Source organism: Pseudomonas sp. NGC7, assembly GCF_047159675.1.
Taxonomy (GTDB): Bacteria; Pseudomonadota; Gammaproteobacteria; order Pseudomonadales; family Pseudomonadaceae; genus Aquipseudomonas; species Aquipseudomonas kermanshahensis.
The window spans coordinates 1,612,665-1,627,479 of record NZ_BAAFZY010000001.1 but is presented as its reverse complement, the minus strand read 5'-3'; the positions used below and the strand labels follow the sequence as shown (position 1 = coordinate 1,627,479).

Sequence of the window (14,815 nt, the reverse complement as noted above, 5' to 3'; positions counted from 1 at the left end):
AAAAGTACCGCGCAAAAACCTCAAAGCCTTGCCGCAATAAGCGCTACAAAATCTCGCTATATAGCTTTTTTTAAGCATTTCTCTCAATTTTTTACGAACACTTGCCATCCCTCACCCCACTGGTTAGGGTTGAGGCATGAAAACCTTCAGCACCCTCATTCTGCTCCGACAACATCGCAGCCTCTGCCTGGTCAGTGCCCGACTACCAGGGTGAATCGCGTCGCCTCGCCTTTTCATCTCGTTATTGCTCGGCAGGCCCGATCTCGGCCGCATACAAAAGGATTGCTTCCATGACCATGCTCAAAGACCCTTCGAAGAAATACCGCGCGTTCCCGACCATCGACCTGCCTGACCGCACCTGGCCGTCGAAAACCATCACTGCAGCGCCGATCTGGTGCAGCTCCGACCTGCGTGATGGCAACCAGTCGCTGATCGAGCCGATGGATTCGGAGAAGAAGCTGCGTTTCTGGAAGACCTTGGTGCAGGTTGGCGTCAAGGAAATCGAAGCCTCGTTCCCGTCCGCTTCGCAAACCGATTTCGACTTCGTCCGTACCCTGATCGAAGACGGCCACATCCCGGACGACACCACCATCCAGGTGCTGACCCAGGCCCGTGAAGACCTCATCGCCCGTACGTTCGAATCGCTGCGCGGCGCCAAGAAGGCCATCGTCCACCTGTACAACGCCACCAGCCCGTCGTTCCGCCGCATTGTCTTCAACCAGGACAAGCAAGGCGTGAAAGATATCGCAGTGAACGCGGCCAAACTGTTCGTCAAGTACGCCGCCCAGCAGCCGGAAACCCAGTGGACCTTCCAGTACTCGCCTGAAACCTTCAGCGCCACCGAACTGGAATTCGCCAAGGAAGTCTGCGACGCGGTCATCGAGGTGTGGAACCCGACCCCTGAGCACAAGCTGATCCTCAACCTGCCGGCCACCGTCGAAGTCGCCACGCCGAACATCTACGCCGACCAGATCGAGTGGTTCTGCCGCAACATCAGCCGCCGTGACAGCGTGATCATCAGCCTGCACTGCCACAACGACCGCGGCACCGGCATCGCCGCCACCGAGTTGGGCCTGATGGCCGGCGCCGACCGCGCCGAAGGCTGCCTGTTCGGCAACGGCGAGCGTACCGGCAACGTCGACCTGGTGACCTTGGCACTGAATCTCTACACCCAGGGCATCGACCCGCAGCTGGACTTCTCCGACATCGACGGCGTGCGCAAAGTCGTCGAAGAGTGCAACCAGCTGCCGGTGCACCCACGTCACCCGTATGTGGGCGACCTGGTCCACACCGCGTTCTCCGGCTCGCACCAGGACGCCATCCGCAAGGGCTTCGCCAAGCAACAGGAAGGCGAGCTGTGGGAAGTGCCCTACCTGCCGATCGACCCGGCCGACATCGGCCGCAGCTACGAGGCGGTCATCCGCGTCAACAGCCAGTCGGGCAAAGGCGGCATCACCTACCTGCTCGAGCAGGAATACGGCATCAGCCTGCCGCGCCGCATGCAGATCGAATTCAGCCAAGTGGTACAGGGTGAAACCGACCGCCTGGGCCTGGAAATGACCGCCAAGCAGATCTACAGCCTGCTGCAGAAGGAATACCTCCAGGCCAACGCCCCGTATGCGCTGGTCAGCCACCGCCTGCAGGAAGAAAACGGCCACAGCGCCGTGGAAGTGGAAGTCGCCGGCGAAGGCGAAACCACCCTGCACTGGCGCGGCAAGGGCAATGGCGCCCTGGAAGCCCTGGTGGCCGGCCTGCCGATTGCCGTGGAAATCATGGACTACAACGAGCACGCCATTGGCGCTGGCACCAATGCCAAGGCGGCAGCGTACATCGAACTGCGCGTGGCCGGTGGTCGCCCGGTTCATGGTGTGGGCATCGATGAAAACATCACCACAGCCAGCTTCAAGGCGTTGTTCAGCGCGCTTAACCGCTCGCTGAGCCAGCAGGAAGCCAAAGCGGCCTGATGCGCTTTGTAAAGAAACCGCACCCAGCGTGCGGTTTCTTTTACAGCACCAACCTCACTCAGTATCGGCTGCCAGGTGTATGGTACGCGCCGTAGTTAAATATCCATCGGCCACTATTTCCAGGGAAGTTGTGCCCCTTCATCAAGGCGGCTTCTTGAATCTCACCCCACCCTAATGGCTTTACCGAGTTCGCGCTGGCCACAGTGATAATGGAACTGGTTGCCATCGAGGTCAGAATACAAAGGTCTTCCCTGAATGTCTCACCGCCTATTTGTTTTGTCTTTGCATACTTGAAGAAATCTGCAAAACCCCCGGCCCCCGTGACACAATGGGCATATACCAAATGCATCTGATAAAAATTATAAATTCCAGGCCCTTCAATTTCAATTTTTCGGGAGCGGCCCGTTGACTTGCTGATTCCCTCAGTCGTACTAGACGTTAACTTTCCCCCCACCACACTGCCCAAAAAACCAGCACCTAGGTTGACTTCAGTTTCCATGGAAGAGGTGAATGCGTAACTGTATCCCTCCACAATGGAAACTTCCTCAGTATGAGTAACGCTACTGGGTACCCGCGCCATCCCCAGGTACTCAAGATAGGCCAAGATCGGCGTACTGTAGGTGCCCCAGTTCTGATTCCCGAGATACATATCCCCATAGACCGTATCGCCAAAAATCCAGCAGCCAGCATTGATTTTTCCATCACCTCCATACAGATGTTTCTCAATGTCGTAAAGCCCACGCTCGTGTGGGAAATTATCAATCTGCCTGATCATTTCTTTATCAATAAAGCTCATGCAACATCTCCAGCACGCTTATTTAAATGTAACGATTGAATTTCTCAATCTGCCCAACATCAGCGAACGACGTCATATCGAAAGCTGATTCCTGCAGTAGCTTCTGCTTAACTGCACTCCACGACTCAGGCTCGACGCTATCCTCAAGTTTGACTGCCAAGAGCCGGTCGAAGCCAAGGGACGACAGCATGATCCGTTGGCTATCAACGCTATGAAATGCCTCAGATAGCGCCTGACTGCCCTGAATTTTTTTTAATGACTTACCCACTGCACAATGGGCATACACCATGTGCATTTGATAGATAGAGAAGTGCCCCGCTCCGCTCAGGGGAATGTCCTTGAAACAAGTACTTGGCTTCGCCCACAGTTTGCGCGGAGATACACCACACACAATACCCGACAGGGCATTGACTCGATCGATGCCCGGACTGACTTTGAAGCCCCCCACCACTTCGGAATAAAACCAGCTACTGAAACCGCACTGATAGGGTTGGCGATGAACACTCCCTCCCGAGACGGTGCCTTGCACCATCTCACAATGCGCCAGATACGCATAAACCGGCCGAGTGAAGCACTCCAGTGACTTTCCGTGAACGTGTATAGCGCCTAGAACCGTATCACCGCCTACAAAAACTCCAGACTCGCCTACACTCAAGGAGTAAAGACTTCGCTCTATTTCATACGACCCATTAAATCTTACTGATGCGTAATCACTCATTACTGACGCTCCGCGATCAAAATTGGCGCATCATCATAGCCATCACGTTATGGCATAAATAATCGGGAAAGAGTTCTCACCCCGTTTGAATAAGCTCCATGAGCAGAGGGCTGACTGCATTAAGATTGAAAGCATCAATGCACTGCACAACAGCAGGCATTAAAGAGCTCTTCACTGAATGCTGGAAAAGTGCGGCTGCGATTGATTTCTCGCAGGGAAATAGGTGTAGACCACTAAGTCGCTGCCACAGCAACTTCAGCCAAGATGCTTCTTCACACTTAAAAAAGGTTCTTCACGGAATCCCGGGAAAGACAGAAACAAGAACGGCGGCTTGATAGATGATGATTAACTGGGTTCGAGTGGATGAGGCCAACCGCCTGCGGCATGACAAACTTCCACGCAAGCTCATCAAGCAAGCGCAGTGGCATGGCTTGCTGATGGAAGTGCGTTACCGGCACTGAAGCAGTTTGCTAAACGACGGAGGGGCTACTGGCGCGGGTCCTGAGCAGGGGTGCGTTTGCCCATGCACACTGGACAGCTAGAAGGGATTAACAACCGGATCAAGGTCAAAAAAAAGGGGCGCCGACCAAGCGCCCCATAAGCCGTAAAGCACACAACAAATTCAGTTAGCGTCCAACAACGCCATCGCCTCGGCACTGCACGCCTCGATCCGTGCCCAGTCGCCGTTCTTGATCCAGCTGCTGTCGAGCATCCAGGTGCCACCCACGCACATCACATTGGGCAGCGCCATGTAGTTGCGCACATTGGCCGGGTTTACCCCGCCGGTCGGGCAGAAACGAATGTCGCCAAACGGGCCGCCAAACGCCTTGATCGCGGCCACGCCACCGCTGATTTCCGCCGGGAACAGCTTGAACCGGCGATAGCCCAGGGCGTAGCCCATCATGATCTCGGACGGCGTACTGATACCCGGCAGGAGCGGGATATCGCTTTGCACACCGGCTTCGAGAATGTCCTGGGTGATGCCCGGGGTGACCACGAACTGCGCGCCAGCCGCTTCGACTGCCGCGAACATACTGCGATCGAGCACAGTACCGGCACCAATGCACAGCTCTGGGCGCTGCTCGCGCAGCACCTGAATGGCCTTCAGGCCGTGCTGGGAACGCAGGGTCACCTCAAGGGTACGAATGCCGCCCGCAGCCAAGGCGTCGGCCAGCGGCAGGATGTCTTCCTCACGGGCGATGGTGATCACCGGCAGGATGCGCGCCTTGTCGCAGATCGCGTCGATCCGGGCGGCTTTGTCGGCCATCGAGAGCAGAGTCTGTGGGCGTTCAAGGGTGGTCATGACAGTGGATCCTTGGCTCATGGGCACCAGTAGATGTCCAGGGGGTCGTGAAGAAAGGCGCGTATCGGCATTTCGGTAAGGTCTTCGCCCGCCAGCGCGGCGCGCAGGGTAGCGAGTTTGCCCTGGCCTTGCACGGACAGCGCGGTAAACGCGGCACTGGCCAGCAAGGCGCGGGTCATCGACAGGCGCTGATGCGGCACGCTGGGCGCCAGCATCGGCAGGCAGCGACGGGAGCTGTTTGGGGCCAGGCCGTCGTCCAGGTTGGGGCTGTTCGGGAACAGCGAAGCAGTATGGCCGTCGTCGCCCATGCCCAGCACCAACACGTCGATGGCGGGCAGGTCTGCCAGCGCCTGGTCGGCGTTGGCGGCGGCGCGTTCAAGATTTTCAGCCTGCTGATACAGGCCCATGAAGCGTGCCTTGGCGGCAGTGCCCTTGAGCAAGTGGCGGGCCAGCAGGCCAGCATTGCTGTCGGCATGCTCCACCGGCACCCAGCGCTCATCCGCGAGGCTCACGGTGACCTTCGACCAGTCCAGCGCCTCGGCGGCCAAGCGCTCGAGAAACGGCACCGGGCTGCGCCCACCGGACAACACCACGCAGGCCTGGCCTTTGGCGGCAATTGCCGCCCGCAGGCGCTCGGCCACATCCCGGGCCAGCGTTGCGGCCAGGGTCTTGGCATCCGCCAGTTCGTGCGCCTTCACCGCCACCGGCAGTTGCAGTTCAGATATCGCCATACCACGCCCTCCCATCTCGTGTAATCAGTGCAATCGAGCTCATCGGCCCCCAGGAGCCCGCCGCGTAAGGCTTGGGCGCATCACCTGCGCTTTGCCAGCCGGCGATCAACTGGTCGCACCATTTCCAGGCATATTCGATTTCATCCTTGCGCACGAACAGGTTCTGGTTGCCGCGCATCACCTCGAGCAACAGGCGTTCGTAGGCATCCGGAATCCGCGCGCTGCGCCAGGCATCGGAAAAATTCAGCTGCAACGGGCCGCTGCGCAGTTGCATGCCCTTGTCCAGGCCTTGCTCCTTGGTCATCACCCTTAAAGAAATACCTTCGTCCGGTTGCAGACGGATGATCAGCTTGTTACCCACCTGCAAACGTTGTTCCGGGGCGAAGATGTAGTGCGGTGTTTCCTTGAAGTGGATGACGATCTGCGACAGCTTCTGCGGCATGCGCTTGCCGGTGCGCAGGTAGAACGGCACGCCCGACCAGCGCCAGTTGCGGATGTCGGCGCGCAGGGCAACGAACGTCTCGGTGTCGCTCTGCGCGTTGGCGTTGTCTTCTTCCAGATAACCGGGCACCGGTTTGCCGTCGCTGTAACCGGCAATGTACTGGCCACGCACCACACGGGTGCTCAGCCCTTCGCCGGTGATCGGTGCCAGGGCCTTGAGCACCTTGACCTTCTCGTCGCGAATGCTGTCGGCTGAAAGTTCGCTGGGCGGGTCCATGGCGATCAGGCACAACAACTGCAGCAGGTGGTTCTGGATCATGTCACGCAGCTGGCCGGCCTTGTCGAAATAGCCCCAGCGGCCTTCGATGCCGACCTTTTCGGCCACGGTGATCTCCACATGGGAGATCGAATTCTGGTTCCACTGGGTTTCGAACAGGCTGTTGGCAAAGCGCAGCGCGATCAGGTTCTGCACCGTCTCCTTGCCCAGGTAGTGGTCGATGCGGTACACCCGGTTCTCGGGGAAGAACCGTGCCACGGCATCGTTGACCCGGCGCGACGACTCCAGGTCGTGGCCGATCGGCTTTTCCAGCACCACCCGGGTACGGGAGGCCAGGCCGGCTCTGTCGAGGTTCTCGCAGATGGCACCATAAACGGCCGCCGCCGTGGCGAAATAGGCAATCAAGGGCAGCTCGCCCGGCGACTGCTCAGCCAGCGCCTGGTAGCCCTCGGGCTGGAGAAAATCCAGGTGCTGGTAGCTCAGCCGGCCGAGGAAGCGGCCCAGTGTCGCGGGCTCAAGGTCCGCGTCGGGGACATGCCGGCGCAAATGCGCTTCGATGGTGCTCAGGTGGTCCTGCGCACTGCCGCTCTCGCGGGCCAGCGCCAACAGACGCGTGTCCGGGTGCAGCAGGTCGGCGCGGTCGAGCTGGTAAAGCGCAGGAAACAGCTTGCGCAATGCCAGGTCGCCCAGGGCGCCAAACAGGGCAAAGGTGCAAGGTTCGACACTGATCGCAGCCATGATGTTGGTTCTTTCCTAAAGTTGGTCTAGGAATACCGCTTTCACATACGGTTTTCAAGGGGTAATGTAGTAAAACTAACAACATTACCGACGAGTATTACAGACAAGTGGTGCGCCACACGCACCGACAGTACGATAGACGACCGTGCAAAAGGCCTGCTGCTCCGTCAGCCGGCTGTCTTCCCGACCCAAGGACACACCCATGGACCGCGTGCGAAACCTCCTGGAACAGATCCAGGGACGCCTCGACGAGCTGAACAAGGCCGAACGCAAAGTCGCCGAAGTCATCCTGCTCAACCCACAACAAGCCACCCGGTTCAGCATTGCTGCGCTGGCCCAGGCGGCCAAGGTCAGCGAACCGACCGTCAACCGCTTCTGCCGTTCGTTCGGCGTCAGCGGCTACCCCGAGCTCAAGCTGCAACTGGCGCAGAGCCTGGCCAGTGGCGCTGCATATGTCAGCCGCGCGGTCGAGGCCGACGATGACCCTGCCGCCTACACCCAGAAGATTTTCGGCAGCGCCATCGCCTCGCTCGACAGTGCCTGCCAGCAACTCGACCCGCAGCAGGTCAGCCGCGCCGTGGACATGATGATCCAGGCCCGGCAGATCCACTTCTTCGGCCTGGGTGCCTCGGCCCCCGTGGCGCTGGACGCCCAGCACAAGTTCTTCCGCTTCAACCTGGCGGTGTCGGCCCACGCCGACGTGCTGATGCAACGCATGTTGGCCTCGGTGGCCCACACCGGCGACCTGTTCGTGATCATCTCCTACACCGGCCGCACCCGTGAGCTGGTCGAGGTGGCACGCGTGGCCCGCGAAAACGGCGCCTCGGTACTGGGCCTGACCGCTGCCGGCTCGCCGCTGGCCCAGGCCTGCAGCCTGAGCCTGCACATTCCGTTGCCAGAAGACACCGACATCTACATGCCGATGACCTCGCGGATCATCCAGCTGACCGTGCTCGACGTGCTGGCCACCGGCATGACCCTGCGCCGCGGCGTGGACTTCCAGCCGCACCTGCGCAAGATCAAGGAAAGCCTCAACGCCAGCCGCTACCCGATCGAGGACGACGAGCTCAACTGAGCCGGTGCGCCTGCAAACGCAAGTGGGCACGCTGCCCCGGGGCCAGGCTGAGGCCCTCGCCACTGCCACTGGCGGCTTCGACACAGACAAAGCCCAGGCACTCGCGACCGCTCACGCCCATCAGCGGGCGATTGCCCGGGTGCCAGACCACGGTATCGTCGCTGTCACCGGTATCGATGCACAGCTCCCGCTGCCAGGCCGGGTCCTGTAGCTGCACCCGCGGGGTGCCCGGGTACACTTTCTGGCAGCCGCCCTTGAGCTTCAGCGCGCCATCTTCGCGGCAGGCCTGGCGGTTCAGGCGGTCGTAACCTTCGATGTCCTCGAGCCCAGACAGCGCTATCTCGGACACGTCACTGATACGCCAGTACGCCAGCAGCGCATGGCTCAGCTGGCAGGGTTCGCTGTCCTGGTGCTCGGTGCTCAGGCTCAGCTCCATACGGCTGCCCAGCCGCGCATGCAGGTCGACCTGCCAGTCGCACAGGTCCAACCGCCACTTCAGCGTCACACCCTCTTCATCCTCGCGGCTGTCCACTAGCTTCCAGTCGAGCAGGCGCGCCCAGCCATGGGCCGGCCACAAGTCTTCGCTGGGGTGGCGGCCATACCAGGGCCAGCACACTGGCACCCCGCCACGAATGGCGCCCACTTGCGGCCACTGTTCGGCGCACCACAGCCAGGGCCGTTCGCCGGCCGGTTGAAAGTGCAGCAACTGCGCACCCTGCCGGCTGAATACAGCCTGGCAACGGGGGTGGTCGATGATCAGCACATCGCGCTGCTGGTAACGCTCCCACTCGAACGTCGGCCGTGGCCGTTGCGAGGAAAAGAAGCGATGTAGCGGATGTTCGGGCATGGTTCAGAGCTCTTGTTGTTTGAGATAGCGCTGTCTCGGCCTATCCCCGACAACCACTGCAAGCCAGTGGATGCCGGGAGCCGAAAATGGATTGGCGTAAATTTACAACAAATGCCCTCAGAATGACGACTGAATCTTCAAGCCCGCGACCAGCGCGTTATCCACCTCATCCACCCCACCGGGGCTCTTGATGTACTGAAGGTTCGGGCGCACGGTCAGCCAGTTGGTGACGTGGAAGCCGTAATAGAGCTCGGCGTTGTACTCGGTGCGCTGCAGCGGCACGAAGCCTGGGTTGTCGTAGTCGTTGATGCCGCTCTGGCCATTAAGCAGCTCGGCGCGCTTCTTCACGTCGTCGTTGACGTGGATCCGCGCCACGCCAAAGCCGATGTCATCCTTGGGCCGAGCATCGAAGGCGCCCTTGTACACCAGGCCGACCTGCTGGTAGTTGTCGACCACGTTGGTGGCCTTGTCGTGCACGGTAAAGTTGGCAAACAGGCTGAGGCCACGGTTGACGTCACCGGCGTGGGCCGTGACCTGCTGCTGCGCCACCACCCACCAACCGTGCTTGCTCGAGTGCGACTTGAAAGCGGCGCCCGTCAGGGCCTGGGGGTTGCCATTGACGTCGTCATACACGTCGTCGGCCTTGGCCGTGCTGTAGTAGTAACCCAGGCGGTATTCACCCGGTAGGCCATTGACCTTGGGCGACCACACCGCCTCCACCGGCAGGATCGCACCCTTGGTGCCGCTGCCGCTGAGTTTGAAGCCGTTGCCGGTTTCAAGGTTCGAGGGGTTTTGCTCGAAGGCGCCGACCTGGACGAAGAATTCCGGCGTGATGTTGTACTTGACCCGCAGCGCCCACTGGCTGACCGGCCAGTTGTACCAGATGCCCCCCACCCAGTTGCCCACCTGCGAGCCGCAGAACGCCAGGTTCTGGAAGTCGCAGGGGAAGCTGTTGAAGTCCTCGCCTTCGCCGAAGCGGCCGAACTTGACGTCCAGCGCCCCGTCGAAGTACTTCTGCTTGACCCACATCTGCGTCAGCCGCCAGGTCTGGCCGCGCCCCCACACTTCCTGCACCGAGCTGAACTGCCCGGCACGCGGGTCGCTGATGCGGTCGTTGGACAGGTTGCGGCCGCTGCGCTCGGTGATCGCCAATTTGAATTCGGCATCGTGCCAACCCAGGATCTTCTGCAAGTCCAAGTGCGCGCCAAGGGCAAACTGGTCGCTGTAGCGCGCCGTCTTGTCGTCGTTGTAGCCGCCGTTGAGGTTACCGGCCACTTCGCCGACGTAGTCGAGGGTGAAGTCGTAGCCTTTTTCCAGCAGTTCGGTGCGGGTGCCGCCCCAGTCGCCGGTCATCCATTTTGACTCGCTGGAGAAAGCCTCGGCGGCCTGCGCCCCACTACTGCCCACCACGGCAAGCAAGGCCAATGAGCCCAAGGTCTTGATGCGATTGCGCTGTTCCATCCCTTTGCGTCCTCTTTTTTCTTATTGATGGTGTAGACGATTCAACGGCTCTTGAAGTGAGTCACGTTGTCTTTCACTGAAGCGTTGGCGGTGCTCACGTCCAGGCGCTCACCGCTGGCGGCGTCGAACAGCAGCACCCGCGCCGGGTCGAACTGCAGGTTGAGGCTGTCGCCAACCCGGCACGCCACATCCGGGGCCAGGCGGCAGCAGACCTTGGTCTGGTTGAGGGTGACGAACACCAGCAGGTCAGGCCCGGTAGGCTCGGTCACCTGCACGTCGGCGCGAATGCCGGGCAGGCCGTTGCCCTCCCCCGTGCCCAGGGCGATCTGCTCGGGGCGGATGCCGAGGATGATCTCGCGCCCGTCCAATTCATCACTGGCCAGGCCCAAGGGCAGCTCACAGCGCGCTTGGCCGCTGTCGAGCAGCGCCAGCAGGCGCCCCTCTTGCCGGGCCAGACGAGCTGGGATGAAGTTCATCGGTGGCGAGCCGATGAAGCTGGCGACGAACTGGTTGGCCGGGTCGTTGTAGATCTGCTGCGGGGTGCCGAACTGCTGGATGATGCCGTCCTTCATCACTGCCACTTTGTCGCCCAGGGTCATGGCTTCGATCTGGTCGTGGGTGACATACACCGTGGTGGTTTTCAGGCGCTGGTGCATCAGTTTCATTTCGGTGCGCATCTCGACCCGCAGCTTGGCGTCGAGGTTGGAAAGCGGTTCGTCAAACAGGTAGATCTTCGGCCGCCGCGCCAGCGCCCGGCCCATGGCCACACGCTGCTGCTGGCCACCGGACAACTGCGCCGGCTTGCGCGCCAGCAGGTGCTCGATCTGCAGCAGCTTGGCCACCCGCGCCACCTCTTCGTCGATGGCAGCCTGGGGCATCTTGCGAATCTTCAGGCCAAACTCGATGTTCTCGCGCACGCTCATGGTCGGGTACAGCGCGTAGGACTGGAACACCATGGCGATGTCCCGGTCCTTGGGGCTCATGCCGCTGACGTCCTGGTCATCGATGAGGATCGCGCCGCCGCTGATGTGCTCGAGGCCGGCGATGCAGTTCATCAAGGTCGACTTGCCACAGCCCGAAGGGCCGACCAGGATCAGGAACTCGCCGTCCTTGATCGACAGCTGGATGTCCTTGAGGGTGTCCGGCAGGCCGCTGCCGTAGGTCTTGTTCACATTGCGAAGTTCTAGCGTTGCCATGACTTACCCCTTGACGGCGCCGGCCGTGAGGCCGCGGACGAAATACTTGCCTGCCACCACGTAGACCAGCAGGGTTGGCAGGCCGGCGATCATCGCCGCCGCCATGTCGACGTTGTATTCCTTGGCCCCGGTGCTGGTATTGACCAGGTTGTTGAGGGCCACGGTGATCGGTTGCGAGTCGCCGCTGGAGAACACCACGCCGAACAGGAAGTCGTTCCAGATCTGGGTGAACTGCCAGATCAGGCAGACCATGATGATCGGTGTCGACATCGGCAGGATGATGCGGCGGAAAATGGTGAAGAACCCGGCACCGTCCAGGCGCGCGGCCTTGACCAGCGCATCGGGGATGCTCACGTAGAAGTTGCGGAAGAACAGCGTGGTGAAGGCCAGGCCGTAGACCACGTGCACCAGCACCAGGCCACCGGTGGTGCTGGCCAGGCCGAGCTTGCCGAGGGTGAACGAGGCTGGCAGCAGCACGGTCTGGAACGGCAGGAAGCAGCCGAACAACAGCAAACCGAAGAACAGCTGCGAACCGCGGAAGCGCCACATCGACAACACATAGCCATTCAGCGCGCCAATGGCCGTGGAGATCAGCACCGCCGGTACGGTGATCAAGATCGAGTTCCAGAAGTAACCACTGACGGTACCCCAGGCCTTGACCCAGCCAATGCCGCTGACCACCGTCGGCCAGCTCAGCAGGTTGCCGGTGCTGATGTCTTCCGGGGTTTTGAAGCTGGTCAGCAGCATCACCACCAGCGGTACCAGGTACAGCACCACCGCAAGCAGCAGTACCGCGTGAATGGCCAGGCGGCCGAGGCTCAGCGCCGGTTTGTCGGCAGGGCTATGCATGGCGTTTGCTCCGCAGCTCCGAGTACAGGTAAGGCACGAGGATCGCCAGGATCGCCCCGAGCATGAGGATGGCGCTGGCCGAGCCCATGCCCATCTGGCCGCGGCTGAAGGTGAACGAATACATGAACATCGCCGGCAGGTCGGAGGAGTACCCCGGGCCACCGGCGGTCATCGCCGCCACCAGGTCGAAGCTCTTGATGGCGATGTGCGAGAGGATCATCAGCGCACTGAAAAACACCGGGCGCAGGCTTGGCAGCACCACGGTCCAGTAGATGCGCGGCAGGCTGGCGCCATCCATCTGGGCGGCGCGGATGATCGACTGATCGACGCCACGCAGGCCGGCCAGGAACATCGCCATGATGAAGCCCGAGGCCTGCCATACCGCGGCGATCACCAGGCAGTACACCACCCGGTCAGGGTCGATCAGCCAGTCCAGGCGAAAACCTTCCCAGCCCCAGTCGCGCAGCAGTTTGTCCAAGCCCATGCCGGGGTTGAGCAGCCACTTCCAGGCGGTGCCGGTGACGATCATCGACAGGGCCATGGGGTACAGGTAGATAGTGCGGATGAAGCCTTCGCGGCGGATGCGCTGGTCCAGCAGCACCGCCAGCAACACGCCGATGGCCAGGCTGATGGCGATGAACAGGCCGCCGAACAGCAGCAGGTTCTTGCTCGCCACCCACCAGCGGTCGTTGTCGAACAGCCGCGCGTACTGCGCTAAACCCGCCCACTTGTAGGTGGGCAAGAACGTCGAGGTGGTGAACGACAGCACGAAGGTCCACAGGATGTAGCCGTAGAAGCCGACCAGGACGATGAACATGCTCGGTGCCAGTACCAGTTTGGGTAGCCAGCGCTGGAGAGCGTCCAGGGGTGAGGCCCGCAGTTGGGCGGTGGTTGTGGTCATAGATCACCTTAAAGGCGTTGCTCACTTGTGTAGGAGCGGCCTTGCGTCGCGAAAGGGCTGCGCAGCAGCCCCACGGGCAGCCTGCACGCTCTGTCGGGTTGTCTTTTTCTTGAGGGCCTGGGGCTGCTACGCAGCCCTTCGCGACGCAAGGCCGCTCCTACAAGAGCAATGCGCCTGATTTGGAATTGGCTATTGGGCGGCCTTGATCGCCGCTGCCAGCTTCTTCGCCGCGTCGGCCGGATCGGCCTTGGGGTCGTTGATGTAGTTGGTCACCACATCGAAGAAGGCGCCCTGCACGGCCAGCGTGGTGGCCATGTTGTGCGCCATGCTCGGCTGCAAGCCGCCGGTCTTGGCGTCAGCCAGGAAGTCCTTGGCCGAGGTCTGGGCGCAGGCGTCGAAGCCGTACGCGCCCATGTCGGCGAGCATGTCGTTACGCACCGGGATCGAGCCTTTGTTGGTGCTGAACACCTTCTGGAAGTCCGTACCCAGCACCTTCCTGGCGATGTCCTGCTGGCCGGCCGCCGTGCCGGGGTCCTTCTGCTTGAACACCACCAGCGAGTCGATGTTGTACAGGAAGCCATTGCTCGTGCCGGGGAACGGCACGCATTGGTAGTCTTTGCCCGCGACCTTGTTGGCCAGGGTCCACTCGCTCTTGGCCCAGTCACCCATGATCTGCATGCCGGCCTTGCCGTTGATGACCTTGTTCGCCTCCAGGTTCCAGTCCTGGCCTTTGCCGTCAGGGTCCATGTAGGTGGCGATCTTCTTCAGCTCGGTCAACGCCTTGATCATGTCCGGGCCGGTCAGTGTGGCGTTGTCCAAGTCGACCATGGCCTTCTTGTAACCTTCCACGCCCATCACCGAGAGCGCCACGCTTTCGAAGACAGTGCTGTCCTGCCACGGCTGGCCACCGTGGGCGAGCGGGATGAAGCCGGCCGCCTTGAGCTTGTCGGCGGCGGCATAGAATTCGTCGAGGGTCGCGGGCGCTTTTTCGATGCCGGCCTTTTTGAAGACCTCAGGGTTGATCCACAGCCAGTTGGTGCGGTGGATGTTGACCGGCACCGCGACATAGTCACGGTCGTACTTGACGACATTAGCGACTTTCTGGTCGAGCAGGCTGTCCCATTTTTCGTCCTTGGCCACGTCCTTCAGCACGTCGCTGTCGAGCAGGCCGGTCGCGGCCCAGTCCTGGATATCGGGGCCTTTGATCTGCGCGACGCCTGGCGGGTTGCCGGCCACCGCGCGGCTTTTCAGCACGGTCATGGCCGTGGCCCCACCACCGCCGGCAACTGCGCCGTCCTTCCAGGTAAAACCATCTTTTTCGACTTGCGCCTTGAGCACATCGACAGCGGCCTTTTCACCACCGGAGGTCCACCAGTGCACGACCTCGACATTGCCTTTGGCATCGGCAGCGAGGGCGCTGAGGGGGAACAGAGAAGCGAGGGAAATCGCGGCAGCGAGACGGAGCGTGGAATTCATCGAAGCACCTTTCTTGTTGTTATGCCGTGCAAGTCGGTCGCT

General features: G+C 61.1%; 14 protein-coding genes. 3 read left to right on the top strand and 11 right to left on the bottom strand.

Features of this window, described 5'->3' with window-relative positions:
• Window positions 1-290: 290 nt before the first annotated feature.
• Window positions 291-1,964 carry a 2-isopropylmalate synthase gene (leuA, locus tag ACMCNM_RS07465; RefSeq protein ID WP_085272692.1) on the top strand — a complete coding sequence of 558 codons (1,674 nt, stop codon included), beginning with the start codon at window positions 291-293 and terminating at the stop codon, window positions 1,962-1,964.
• 58 nt (window positions 1,965-2,022) lie between these two features.
• Here leuA and ACMCNM_RS07460 read toward each other — a convergent pair whose 3' ends face one another.
• Complete coding sequence (locus tag ACMCNM_RS07460; protein WP_412764153.1) at window positions 2,023-2,760, bottom strand: monalysin family beta-barrel pore-forming toxin; 738 nt, start codon at window positions 2,758-2,760, stop codon at window positions 2,023-2,025.
• A 22-nt stretch (window positions 2,761-2,782) separates the two neighbouring features.
• Complete coding sequence (locus tag ACMCNM_RS07455) at window positions 2,783-3,478, bottom strand: monalysin family beta-barrel pore-forming toxin (RefSeq protein ID WP_412764152.1); 696 nt, start codon at window positions 3,476-3,478, stop codon at window positions 2,783-2,785.
• 338 nt (window positions 3,479-3,816) lie between these two features.
• Here ACMCNM_RS07455 and ACMCNM_RS07450 point away from each other — a divergent pair, with 338 nt between their 5' ends.
• Window positions 3,817-3,939 carry a hypothetical protein gene (locus ACMCNM_RS07450; RefSeq protein ID WP_263970706.1) on the top strand — a complete coding sequence of 41 codons (123 nt, stop codon included), beginning with the start codon at window positions 3,817-3,819 and terminating at the stop codon, window positions 3,937-3,939.
• A 161-nt stretch (window positions 3,940-4,100) separates the two neighbouring features.
• On the opposite strand, the gene ACMCNM_RS07445 is transcribed toward ACMCNM_RS07450, so the two are convergent.
• From ACMCNM_RS07445 to zwf, 3 genes are read right to left on the bottom strand one after another with little or no spacing between them, the layout of a single operon-like run.
• Window positions 4,101-4,781 (bottom strand): bifunctional 4-hydroxy-2-oxoglutarate aldolase/2-dehydro-3-deoxy-phosphogluconate aldolase, encoded by a 681-nt coding sequence (locus tag ACMCNM_RS07445; RefSeq protein ID WP_027595673.1) that lies wholly within the window; start codon window positions 4,779-4,781, stop codon window positions 4,101-4,103.
• A gap of 17 nt (window positions 4,782-4,798) precedes the next feature.
• On the bottom strand, window positions 4,799-5,512 hold the full coding sequence (pgl, locus tag ACMCNM_RS07440; RefSeq protein WP_027595672.1) for a 6-phosphogluconolactonase: 714 nt from the start codon (window positions 5,510-5,512) through the stop codon (window positions 4,799-4,801).
• The gene (gene zwf, locus ACMCNM_RS07435) at window positions 5,499-6,968 is read right to left on the bottom strand and encodes a glucose-6-phosphate dehydrogenase (protein ID WP_085272690.1); all 1,470 of its coding nucleotides are present in this window, start codon (window positions 6,966-6,968) and stop codon (window positions 5,499-5,501) included. Before zwf ends, pgl begins: the two co-directional genes overlap by 14 nt.
• Window positions 6,969-7,179: 211 nt before the next feature.
• Between zwf and hexR the strand changes: the two genes are divergently transcribed.
• On the top strand, window positions 7,180-8,043 hold the full coding sequence (hexR, locus tag ACMCNM_RS07430; protein ID WP_172960401.1) for a DNA-binding transcriptional regulator HexR: 864 nt from the start codon (window positions 7,180-7,182) through the stop codon (window positions 8,041-8,043).
• Here the strand turns inward: hexR and ACMCNM_RS07425 are convergent.
• From ACMCNM_RS07425 to ACMCNM_RS07400, 6 genes are all read right to left on the bottom strand, one after another.
• Window positions 8,036-8,890, bottom strand: coding sequence for a D-hexose-6-phosphate mutarotase (locus ACMCNM_RS07425; protein ID WP_027595669.1), 855 nt, complete (start codon window positions 8,888-8,890; stop codon window positions 8,036-8,038). The two genes, hexR and ACMCNM_RS07425, sit on opposite strands and share 8 nt — an antisense overlap.
• Before the next feature lie 117 nt (window positions 8,891-9,007).
• Entirely contained in the window at window positions 9,008-10,351 is a 1,344-nt protein-coding gene (locus ACMCNM_RS07420; RefSeq protein WP_099428426.1) for a carbohydrate porin, read from the bottom strand.
• Window positions 10,352-10,392: 41 nt separating this feature from the next.
• On the bottom strand, window positions 10,393-11,547 hold the full coding sequence (locus ACMCNM_RS07415; protein ID WP_186675708.1) for an ABC transporter ATP-binding protein: 1,155 nt from the start codon (window positions 11,545-11,547) through the stop codon (window positions 10,393-10,395).
• Between the two features lie 3 nt (window positions 11,548-11,550).
• A complete protein-coding gene (locus ACMCNM_RS07410; protein ID WP_099428424.1) occupies window positions 11,551-12,396 on the bottom strand; it encodes a carbohydrate ABC transporter permease in 846 nt (281 codons plus the stop codon).
• A complete protein-coding gene (locus tag ACMCNM_RS07405) occupies window positions 12,389-13,297 on the bottom strand; it encodes a carbohydrate ABC transporter permease (protein ID WP_027595665.1) in 909 nt (302 codons plus the stop codon). The genes ACMCNM_RS07410 and ACMCNM_RS07405 overlap by 8 nt, the downstream gene beginning before the upstream one ends.
• Window positions 13,298-13,486: 189 nt before the next feature.
• The gene (locus tag ACMCNM_RS07400) at window positions 13,487-14,773 is read right to left on the bottom strand and encodes an ABC transporter substrate-binding protein (protein ID WP_412764151.1); all 1,287 of its coding nucleotides are present in this window, start codon (window positions 14,771-14,773) and stop codon (window positions 13,487-13,489) included.
• Window positions 14,774-14,815 lie beyond the last annotated feature (42 nt).

What these genes read in the sequence shown, in the direction of transcription:
- pgl (WP_027595672.1), bottom strand. Translation starts at nt 5,512, where the DNA reads ATGGCGATATCTGAACTGCAACTGCCGGTGGCGGTGAAGGCGCACGAA.
- ACMCNM_RS07400 (WP_412764151.1), bottom strand. Translation starts at nt 14,773, where the DNA reads ATGAATTCCACGCTCCGTCTCGCTGCCGCGATTTCCCTCGCTTCTCTG.
- ACMCNM_RS07450 (WP_263970706.1), top strand. Translation starts at nt 3,817, where the DNA reads ATGATGATTAACTGGGTTCGAGTGGATGAGGCCAACCGCCTGCGGCAT.
- ACMCNM_RS07460 (WP_412764153.1), bottom strand. Translation starts at nt 2,760, where the DNA reads ATGAGCTTTATTGATAAAGAAATGATCAGGCAGATTGATAATTTCCCA.
- ACMCNM_RS07410 (WP_099428424.1), bottom strand. Translation starts at nt 12,396, where the DNA reads ATGCATAGCCCTGCCGACAAACCGGCGCTGAGCCTCGGCCGCCTGGCC.
- ACMCNM_RS07405 (WP_027595665.1), bottom strand. Translation starts at nt 13,297, where the DNA reads ATGACCACAACCACCGCCCAACTGCGGGCCTCACCCCTGGACGCTCTC.
- zwf (WP_085272690.1), bottom strand. Translation starts at nt 6,968, where the DNA reads ATGGCTGCGATCAGTGTCGAACCTTGCACCTTTGCCCTGTTTGGCGCC.
- leuA (WP_085272692.1), top strand. Translation starts at nt 291, where the DNA reads ATGACCATGCTCAAAGACCCTTCGAAGAAATACCGCGCGTTCCCGACC.
- ACMCNM_RS07455 (WP_412764152.1), bottom strand. Translation starts at nt 3,478, where the DNA reads ATGAGTGATTACGCATCAGTAAGATTTAATGGGTCGTATGAAATAGAG.
- ACMCNM_RS07420 (WP_099428426.1), bottom strand. Translation starts at nt 10,351, where the DNA reads ATGGAACAGCGCAATCGCATCAAGACCTTGGGCTCATTGGCCTTGCTT.
- ACMCNM_RS07425 (WP_027595669.1), bottom strand. Translation starts at nt 8,890, where the DNA reads ATGCCCGAACATCCGCTACATCGCTTCTTTTCCTCGCAACGGCCACGG.
- ACMCNM_RS07445 (WP_027595673.1), bottom strand. Translation starts at nt 4,781, where the DNA reads ATGACCACCCTTGAACGCCCACAGACTCTGCTCTCGATGGCCGACAAA.
- ACMCNM_RS07415 (WP_186675708.1), bottom strand. Translation starts at nt 11,547, where the DNA reads ATGGCAACGCTAGAACTTCGCAATGTGAACAAGACCTACGGCAGCGGC.